This window comes from Microvirga sp. KLBC 81 (assembly GCF_003075415.1).
In the GTDB taxonomy this organism is placed as follows: domain Bacteria; phylum Pseudomonadota; class Alphaproteobacteria; order Rhizobiales; family Beijerinckiaceae; genus Microvirga.
Genome location: NZ_QDAH01000137.1, coordinates 1 through 8,645 on the forward strand (window position 1 = coordinate 1; position 8,645 = coordinate 8,645).

Consider the following 8,645-nt stretch of genomic DNA (forward strand, 5'->3'; position numbering starts at 1 on the left):
CCGTGGAGAACCTGGCCCATAGCGCATCCCTCCATTCCGGAGAAAACAATGCACCATCAAACCCTGGGATCAAACATGTAGAGCTGTGATGTTACCGCAGGGAACGCGCTGGATCGGGAATCGTAGCGAACTCGATCCAGCGCGGTGGGCTATTCAGTGCGCCTCGTCCGCCGGCCCGAACAACTCGTAGTGGACCCGGTCGGATGGCACGCCGGCGCGAGCGAGATCGCCGATGAAAGCATGCAGGAAAGGCTTGGGCCCGCAGAGGTAAAAATCCGCTTCATGCAGCGGCGTATTATCCTTAAGCCATTCCATGCTGATAAAACCGTCGGCATCGTGTGACTCACCCACAGCGTCGTCTGGATGCGGTTCGCTGTAAAAAGTCGCGACTCGAATCTTGCCATGTGCTTCGGCGAGTGATCGGACATGAGCGTCCATCGCATGGGTGGCGCTGTTCATGGTACCATGAACGTAATGGGTCTCCAGAGCAGGGTGATGGTCAGCAATGGTTTCAACCATGCTCACCATTGGCGTCAGGTCCACGCCGCCGGATAGCAGCACCACCGGCCGCGGTGGTGCTTCGGGCAGGAAGAAATCGCCGGCTGGCGGTGTCGCTTCCAGGATGTCACCGACTTTGACATCATCATGCAAAAACCGCGATCCGCCTTGGCCATTCGCCTCCCGTTTCACGGAAATCCGGTAGGAGTCTGAATTGGGCCCGCAGGAGATGGAATAGTTGCGCTTGAGTTGGGCTCCACTCGCGGGCTGAAAGCGGAAGGTCAGGTATTGCCCCGGCTTGTGCTGTATAACTGGCCGTCCATCGACGGGACGAAGGACAAAAGACGTAATAACCGCACTCTCGCGGATTTTATCTGCCACCGCAAATTCCCGCCAGCCCGATCAACCTCCCTCTAGATGCTCGATTTCCGCACGGATGGCGGATTCGCGGGATTTTAAGATTTCGGCGAGAAACCAGTAGGCTTCGCCCCAGGCATTGACGATCTCGTCGGTGGCGGCATCACCCAGCACGTCAGCGATTGCGCTGAGGAGAGCTGTGGCAACATATGGATAGTGCTCAGGGAGAATATGAAAGCCGATGTGCTTATGGGCGACGCGTTCGACGACGGGCGTAAGAGCACCCAAATCTTCGATGTTACGTGCATAGGTCAAAATGGCGGCGGCGAGGGCATGGACCTGTGCTCCACCGTCTCCCTGGTTCGCGTGATTGAAGAGCGCGCGGATCTGCTCATCTCGAAACAGACGGGCATACATGAGCTTAGTGACTGTCGTCCCATGCTCCGCAAGGGCCGGCACTGTCGCTTTCACAATCGCGATTGTTTGCGGGCTTAACGGTTGTTGCATCATTCATCTCCTTTGTGGTGGAATTTGTCAGCAAGTTTTCGCCGGGTGTGCGAAGGCGGATGGCAACCTGCAGGCTCTTGGCGATGCGTCGTGCTTTCGCCTGAGCGGTCCTGGCCACCTCGTCGGGCAGCAATTCGCCGGTGGTCTGTTCCCAAAGCTCAAGCCAGCGGCTGAACATGCTGGGCGTGATCCGATGGGCATGGATCAGGTGGATAACGACAGGATTTCCCTTGTAGCGTCCCGAAGCCAGCATCACCGATGACCAGAAATCCTCTAGGCGATCGAGGTGCTCAGCCCAGTCGTGTATGGCATCGTTGAACACCGGGCCTAGCTCTGCGTCGCATCGAACGCGGTCATAGAAGCGCTTCAGGAGCCTTGGCAGATCTGCCTGATCAAGTTGGGGGGCACTGCTCATGGAGGTGCTCTCCATCGCTCTTCTCCGAGGTTGTCGCGGCTGAAACGCCAAGTGATGCTTTGTTTTGCGGGTCCCTCGGGACAGCATCGCGTTCGTGTTAGATGTATGCGTTTTGTATGCGTGTGGATCGCATACATTTGCACCTCATGATACAAAGCGCTTCACCGGCAATGAAGGTGTCGGCCCGGGCTTCTGCGACATTTGGCTTAGGATCCTGCAGTACGGCAATGCAGTAATTATACGTATACTTGAAACTGGTTGTATGGTTTAAGAAACCCATACATGTTGCCTATATAGGCCAAGGAACAATGATGGATCCGAGTCTCGGCTCCCGCAGCGCGGTGCCGCATAGCGCGTTCGATCCGGACAGCTTTTTCCGGAGCTCCCTGACCGAGCTGAAGGCGGACGGGCGTTATCGGACCTTTCTCGAGCTGGAGCGCAGGGCAGGGGAGTTCCCGCTAGCAGATGCACCCGGGCGGTCCGAACCGGTCGTCGTGTGGTGCTCGAACGATTACCTCGGCATGGGCCAGCACCCGATAGTGCTCAAGGCTATGCACGAGGCCATCGACCGGGTGGGAACCGGGGCCGGGGGCACCCGCAACATCTCCGGCAACACCCGGGATCACGTCCTGCTCGAACGCGAGCTCGCCGACCTGCACGGCAAGGAGGCGGCGCTCATCTTCGCCACCGGCTACGTGACCAACGAGGCGGCGCTCTCGACGCTTGCCGGCATGATCCCGGGCTGCATCGTCTACTCGGACGCCCTGAACCACGCCTCCATGATCGCGGGCATCCGCCACTCCAAGGCCGAGAAGCGCATCTTCCGCCACAACGACGTGGAGGATCTCGAGCGCCTCATGGCGGCGGACGATCCCGCACGGCCGAAGCTGGTGTGCTTCGAGAGCGTGTACTCGATGGATGCCGACGTCGGCCCGATCAAGGCGATCTGCGACGTGGCCGAGCGCTACGGCGCGATGACCTACCTCGACGAGGTCCACGCGGTCGGGCTGTACGGCGAGCGCGGGGCCGGCGTGGCCGAGCGCGAAGGCCAGATGCACCGCCTGACGGTGATTCAGGGAACGTTGGGCAAGGCCTTCGGCTGCGGCGGCGGCTACATCGCGGCGTCCGCGCCCCTGATCGACTTCGTGCGCAGCCATGCGCCCGGCTTCATCTTCACCACGTCGATGCCTCCTGCCGTCGCGGCCGCCGCGCGGGCGAGCGTGGCGCACCTCAAGGCGAGCAACGCGGAGCGCAAACGCCACCAAGAGGTCGTCGCTACGGTAAAGAGCCGCCTGAAGGAGGCCGGGATTCCCGTCATGCCATCCGAGACCCACCTCGTTCCGGTATTCGTGGGCGACGCCCATCTGGTCCGGCGCATCTCGGACGACCTGCTGGAGCAGCACGGGATCTACATCCAGCCGATCAACTATCCCACCGTGCCACGCGGGACCGAGCGGCTGCGGATCACGCCGACCCCGCTTCACACGAGCGAGCAGGTGGAGCATCTCGTCGAAGCCCTCGTGACGGTGTTCCGCGTGCACGGGCTCACGATGGGGCCGGCGGCATGACGTTCGAGCGCGAGAACGTGCAGCGCCTTGCCGGATATATCCCGGGCGAGCAGCCCCGCCGGGCGGTGGCCAAGCTGAACACCAACGAGAACCCGTTCCCGCCTTGCGACGCGGTTCTCGCGGCACTGGCCGGAATCGACGGGGAGATGCTGCGCCGCTATCCCGATCCCACGGCCTGGGGGTCCGCACTGCGGCCGCCCACCTGCACGGCCTTACGCCGGACCACATCGTCGCCACGAACGGCGGCGACGAGCTCCTGCGGCTGGCGCTGACCACGTTCCTGCCGCCGGGAACACCGCTCGGCCTCGCCGAGCCGAGCTACTCCCTCTATCCGGTGTTGGCGGCGGTTCACGACAAGCCCGTTGTGTCGCGTGCCGTTATCCGACGGCTGGTCCGTGCCGGAGGACATCGCCCGGAGATGGAACAGGGCCGGAGCTAGGCTGGCGATCCTCGTCAACCCGCACGCGCCGTCGGGGCGGCTGACGCTAGTCGACAAATTGGCCGCGATCGCGCGTGCCTTTGATGGCGTGCTGGTGATCGACGAGGCCTATGTCGACTTCGTCGATCCGGCGATCGCGCATGACACGGTCAACCTGGTGCGGGAGTGCGACAACGTCCTGCTCCTGCGCACCATGAGCAAAGGCTACTCCCTCGCGGGGCTGCGCCTGGGCTACGGAATCGGCTCACCAAGTCTCGTCGCGCCGATGGTGTTGAAGACGAAGGACTCATATAACGTGGACGTCGTCGTCCAGCGCCTTGGGGAGGCGGCCCTGCGCCACCAGGAGGAGGCGGCCGCCTCGTGGGAGTTCGTCCGCGCGGAGCGGAGGCGCATGGCGCGGGAACTCTCCGCACGCGGGTTGGCCTGCGCTCCCTCGCAGGCGAACTTCCTGCTCGCGACGATGACCTCACGGCCTTCCGGGGCGGCAAGGCGCCTGTTGCAGCGATTGGCAGACGAGGAAGTCTTCGTCAGGTGGTTCGACCAGGAGCGGCTGCGCGACAGCCTCCGTATCTCGATCGGAACGGCAGAGGAGAACGACGCACTGCTTGCAGCGCTCGATCGTCTACTCCCACGGGTATCCTGAGATCCTGCCAAGCTCCCCATGCCGCGAACGGCAGCCATGCCCGCAAGACGGCATAGCCTATCGGAAGTTCACTTGGCCGATGCCTCCAGCGTCTTGCCGTTCTTCGACGGGAAGTAGGTGTAGGAGAGGGTGATGTCGTGGATGTCGGCCATGCTCGGGTCGTGCGCGATGGCCGGGTCGATATAGAAGACCACCGCTGCCTCCATGGTCTCGCCCGCCTTGAGGGTGTTCTCCTGGAAGCAGAAGCATTCCAGCTTCATGAAATGGCCGCCTGCCAGTTCCGGCAGGACGTTGAAGGTTGCCATGGCTGTGGCCGGCGCATCGCCCGTGTTCCGGATCCTGTACGTGATGGTCTGGGTCTCGCCGACCTTAACCTTGATGGCTGGCGTCTCAGGGCTGAAGCGCCAGGGGAGGTTGGGCGCGACATTCGCATCGAACCGGATGGTCATCGTGCGGTCGAGCACCTTGGTAGCCGGCCCGGAGGCCAGCATCGGGGTGCCGCCGAAGCCGGTGACGGTGCAGAACAGGTTGTAGAGCGGGACGGATGCGTACGCGAGGCCGAGCATGCCGGCCGCGACAGCCAGGCAGGTGAGGGCCGTGTTGCGGATCCGTCCCGCGGGAGAGAGGTTGGTATCGGGCATGGCGACAGTCTTCGATGAAGAGCGGGACCAAAGGCTTAGCCGCCGGACGCGGCGGACCCGACGGGGCTCACCTCACTCTTCCCGTCCGTCCGTTGCGGGTTCGCGAAGCGGCCTTCCTCGGCCTTGTAAAAGTACTGGCTGGCGACCAGCATGCCCTTGAAGGGCCGGATCGTCGGCACGCAGCTCAGCAGCAGGAACGGCAACGTCGTGAGCAGGTGCACCCACAGCTCCGGCTCGTAGGCCATTTCGATCCATACGCCGAACGCCGTCGCAGGAATGGCCATCGTCATCATGACGAAGAAGGCTGGGCCGTCGGCTGGGTCGGCGAAGGAGTAGTCGAGCCCGCACGACTCGCAGCGCGGGGCGAGGGTCAGGAAGCCGTTGAACAGGCGACCCTTCCCACATCTGGGGCAGCGGCACTTGAGGCCGTACTTGAGCACGGCATCCTTGGCGGTCAGGGTCTTAGTCATTTCGGATCCTTCAGGTTTGCGCCCCAGTTCTTCAGGACAGTGAAATATGTATGGATTGACTACCCATACATCTGACGATATTAATGGTTCATTGGCTGATCCGATCCAACGACCTCTGTTGAGATTTTCACCAGCCCGCGCCGCACATTATGTATGTCTTGCATGAGACATACATTTGCAAGACAATAAGGTCAAGGAAACGTGTTGTCCTGGATGCCGCAGATTGAGAACGAGAGCAGGCCCAAATACCTGGCCATCGCTGAGGCCCTGCTTTCCGACGTGCAGTCCGGGCGGCTCAAGCCGGGCCACCGCCTGCCGCCGCAGCGCCAGCTTGCGAAGGAGCTTGGTGTCGATCTCACCACCGTGACCCGCGCCTTCAACGAGGCGCGCAGGATGGGGCTGATTGAAGCCAACACCGGGCGGGGCAGTTACGTGCGCGGAAAGGCGCCGGACTTGGACAATGTCGCGCCCGCCGGATCGCCGATCATCGACCTGAGCATGAACATGCCGCCGCAGCCGCTGGCAGCGAGGCTGCGCGAGCGCATCCAGGAGGGGATCGCTGGCGTGCTTTCGTCACCCCACGGACTTATGCACCTGCACTACCAGGAAAGTGTTGGGACCGGGCCGGATCGTGTTGCCGCCGCCCGGTGGCTTGGCGCGCGCCTAGGGCCGGTTCCGGTCGACCGGGTCGTGGTGACCGGCGGGGCTCAGACCGCGCTCTATGCCGTTGTGCGGGTTCTGGTTCAGGCGGGCGAAACCATCTGCGTTCCGGATCTTACTTACCCGGGCCTGCGCGCGATTGCCGAGCAGCTCAAGGTGCGGCTGGTACCGGTGGCCATGGACGGGGAGGGGATCGACCCTGCCGCCCTGGAGGAAGCATGCCGGCGCGAGAAGCTGAGAGCGGTTTACTGCGTTCCCACCATCCACAATCCGACGACCGCGACCATGTCGGAGAAGCGGCGCGAGGCCATCGCCGAGATAGCACGCCGCCACGGCATCGCGATCATTGAGGACGATGCCTACGGGGCGCTGCCCCGGCAAGCACCGGCACCGATCGCGGCGATCGCGCCCGACCTCACCTGGCACGTCGCTACCTTGTCGAAGTGCGTGACGCCTGCCCTGCGGACAGCCTACGTGATCACGCCCGGGCTTGCTGACACCCTGCGGCTTGCGGCGGAGATCCGGGCCATGGCTCTCATGATTCCGCCCCTCATGTCCGCTCTCGCCTCGCGCTGGATTCTCGACGGCACGCTGGACGCGATCACGACTGCCATCCGCGAGGAAAGCGCCGCCCGCCAGTGCATTGCACGCCGGACTCTGCAGGGGCTCAAATTCCAGGCTCACCCGGAGGGGCATCACCTCTGGCTCACCCTTCCAGAGCGCTGGCGCCGGGCCGACCTCAACCTCTATGCGCGGCAGTCGGGTCTTGCCTTGGTGCCCAGCGAAGCGTTCGCGGTCGAGTCTGCTCCGAATGCCATCCGGGTTTCCCTAGGTGCTGCGCAGAATCAAACCGGGCTGGAACGGGGACTGGCCCTGCTGGCAACGGTCCTCTCGCACGGCCCTGGCGCTCTGTCCTCGATCGTGTGACCCTGGAGAGCATGAGGTTCCGTTGCAAACGCTGACGTAGGTCAAAAGACTGCCAGAGATAACCTCATGTTAGGCGACCACGCGGAAGAGAGCAGCGATGAATTCACGTTGAGCCTGCATGTCGTGTGCTGGTGCGCTCGCGACCTGGCCCTTGCGGATCATCGCCATAGCCTCGTAGCCCGCCACCGTCCGTGAGACCGTCACGAAACTCTTGAAGCCCAGTCCAGGGCGAGCCAGCCGTTTGATACGTCGGTGATCCGGCTCGACGATGTTATTCAAGAACTTCACCTGCCGGAGTTTGGCGAAGCGCCATAGCGCCCCCTCCCTCTTCATGGCTTTCGCTGCAATGGGGTAGGCCGCGTTCTTGTTGACCGTGATGGTGCGCGGATTGACCGTATGCGACTGCTTCAGCGCCTCCCGGAAGAAACATCTTGCCGCTGCGGCACCCCGCTTGGGGGAGAGCAGAAAATCAATGGTCTGTCCGGCAGCATCGGCAGCACGGTAGAGATACACCCATTCACCCTTCACCCGGATGTATGTCTCATCCACGCGCCAGGAGCCATTCGTCATGCGCAGGTGCGGGCGGATGCGCTTGTCCAGCTCTGGCGCATAAGCCTGAATCCAGCGAAACAGGGTCGTGTGATCGACCGATACTCCGCGATCCGCCAGCATGCACTCGAGATCACGATAGCTAATGGGAAGCTGTAGGTACCAGCGCACCGCCCATAGGATAATCTCCACCGTGAACTGCCGACCCTTGAACGGGTTCTTCTTGCCTTCCGTCGCCATGAGCCCCTCTCAACCCATCCCGTCATAGCCTGGGTGGAACGAAGCTTCAAAGCTGCAACAGAACCCTGAGCGCAGGGTTCGGAGGATTTTTTTGTGCTCTGATGCGTCCTCTGAGCCCAGAAAGACCCAACGTTTCCAGTCACATACCCGGAGACATCCGCGGAGCTGTTACGGGGGCTGTGTTGCATTAACTTGGAATGGGCACGAGGCATCCAGCCAGAGTGGATCGCTCAGGCGGCGAGACCAAACAGTTGGCTGACGAGGCGGATTTCGCCTGTCGCTCCTGCTTGTTGCAGGACGCAGTGACCGCGACGGATCATGCGCATGACTTCAAAACCTTTGATCGTGGCGTAAGCGGTTTTCATCTTCTGGAAGCCGCGCGTCGGCCGGATCACGCGCTTGAGCGCACCATGGTCTGCCTCAATGACGTTGTTCAAATATTTCGACGTCCGATGCACGACATCCTTCGACAGCAGACCTTCCTTCTGAAGGCGCCGGATTGCCTTGGGATAGGAGGCCAGTTTGTCAGTCGTAATGGATGACGGAGGACAGTCGCTCATTGTCCTCAAAGCCTTGCGCAGGAATCGATATGCTGCTCTGGTGTTGCGTCGATCCACCAGCATAAAGTCGATCAGCTGGCCGTGCTTATCGATCGCTCGAAACAGGTACTTCCATCGCCCGCCGACCCGCACATATGTCTCATCCACCCGCCAGGAGCCCGAGCGAGGTCC

The 8,645-nt window shown here is 62.2% G+C and carries 9 protein-coding genes and 1 pseudogene; 4 read left to right on the plus strand and 6 right to left on the minus strand.

Features of this window, described 5'->3' with window-relative positions:
• Positions 1 to 153: 153 nt before the first annotated feature.
• Both hmpA and DC522_RS31425 read right to left on the minus strand, forming a co-directional pair.
• Positions 154 to 1,362, minus strand: a pseudogene (gene hmpA / locus DC522_RS31420) (NO-inducible flavohemoprotein).
• The gene (locus DC522_RS31425; protein WP_205769869.1) at positions 1,277 to 1,684 is read right to left on the minus strand and encodes a group III truncated hemoglobin; all 408 of its coding nucleotides are present in this window, start codon (positions 1,682 to 1,684) and stop codon (positions 1,277 to 1,279) included. The pseudogene hmpA and the gene DC522_RS31425 overlap by 86 nt, the downstream one beginning before the upstream one ends.
• A gap of 404 nt (positions 1,685 to 2,088) precedes the next feature.
• Here DC522_RS31425 and hemA point away from each other — a divergent pair, with 404 nt between their 5' ends.
• The 3 genes from hemA to DC522_RS31435 all read left to right on the plus strand — a co-directional run bounded on the left by hemA (position 2,089) and on the right by DC522_RS31435 (position 4,427).
• Complete coding sequence (hemA, locus tag DC522_RS31430) at positions 2,089 to 3,345, plus strand: 5-aminolevulinate synthase (RefSeq protein ID WP_116532386.1); 1,257 nt, start codon at positions 2,089 to 2,091, stop codon at positions 3,343 to 3,345.
• On the plus strand, positions 3,342 to 3,617 hold the full coding sequence (locus DC522_RS35555; RefSeq protein ID WP_205769871.1) for a hypothetical protein: 276 nt from the start codon (positions 3,342 to 3,344) through the stop codon (positions 3,615 to 3,617). The genes hemA and DC522_RS35555 overlap by 4 nt, the downstream gene beginning before the upstream one ends.
• Before the next feature lie 99 nt (positions 3,618 to 3,716).
• Positions 3,717 to 4,427: a histidinol-phosphate transaminase gene (locus DC522_RS31435; protein WP_205769873.1), complete on the plus strand. Its 711-nt coding sequence runs from the start codon at positions 3,717 to 3,719 to the stop codon at positions 4,425 to 4,427.
• 68 nt (positions 4,428 to 4,495) lie between these two features.
• Here DC522_RS31435 and DC522_RS31440 read toward each other — a convergent pair whose 3' ends face one another.
• Positions 4,496 to 5,068, minus strand: a complete 573-nt coding sequence (locus DC522_RS31440) for a cytochrome c oxidase assembly protein (protein ID WP_116532387.1) — start codon at positions 5,066 to 5,068, stop codon at positions 4,496 to 4,498.
• A gap of 35 nt (positions 5,069 to 5,103) precedes the next feature.
• A complete protein-coding gene (locus tag DC522_RS31445) occupies positions 5,104 to 5,538 on the minus strand; it encodes a DUF983 domain-containing protein (protein WP_116532388.1) in 435 nt (144 codons plus the stop codon).
• Positions 5,539 to 5,751: 213 nt separating this feature from the next.
• On the opposite strand from DC522_RS31445, the gene DC522_RS31450 reads away from it, so the two are divergent.
• Positions 5,752 to 7,125: a PLP-dependent aminotransferase family protein gene (locus tag DC522_RS31450; RefSeq protein WP_116532389.1), complete on the plus strand. Its 1,374-nt coding sequence runs from the start codon at positions 5,752 to 5,754 to the stop codon at positions 7,123 to 7,125.
• A 69-nt stretch (positions 7,126 to 7,194) separates the two neighbouring features.
• Here the strand turns inward: DC522_RS31450 and DC522_RS31455 are convergent, their stop codons facing one another.
• Entirely contained in the window at positions 7,195 to 7,914 is a 720-nt protein-coding gene (locus DC522_RS31455) for an IS6 family transposase (RefSeq protein WP_116532390.1), read from the minus strand.
• A gap of 230 nt (positions 7,915 to 8,144) precedes the next feature.
• A partial coding sequence (locus tag DC522_RS31460) for an IS6 family transposase (RefSeq protein WP_133239429.1) occupies positions 8,145 to 8,645 on the minus strand: 501 nt, incomplete at its 5' end.

Coding starts and splice junctions, on each gene's coding strand:
- DC522_RS31445 (WP_116532388.1), bottom strand. CDS start 5,538: ATGACTAAGACCCTGACCGCCAAGGATGCCGTGCTCAAGTACGGCCTC.
- DC522_RS31450 (WP_116532389.1), top strand. CDS start 5,752: ATGCCGCAGATTGAGAACGAGAGCAGGCCCAAATACCTGGCCATCGCT.
- DC522_RS35555 (WP_205769871.1), top strand. CDS start 3,342: ATGACGTTCGAGCGCGAGAACGTGCAGCGCCTTGCCGGATATATCCCG.
- hemA (WP_116532386.1), top strand. CDS start 2,089: ATGGATCCGAGTCTCGGCTCCCGCAGCGCGGTGCCGCATAGCGCGTTC.
- DC522_RS31455 (WP_116532390.1), bottom strand. CDS start 7,914: ATGGCGACGGAAGGCAAGAAGAACCCGTTCAAGGGTCGGCAGTTCACG.
- DC522_RS31440 (WP_116532387.1), bottom strand. CDS start 5,068: ATGCCCGATACCAACCTCTCTCCCGCGGGACGGATCCGCAACACGGCC.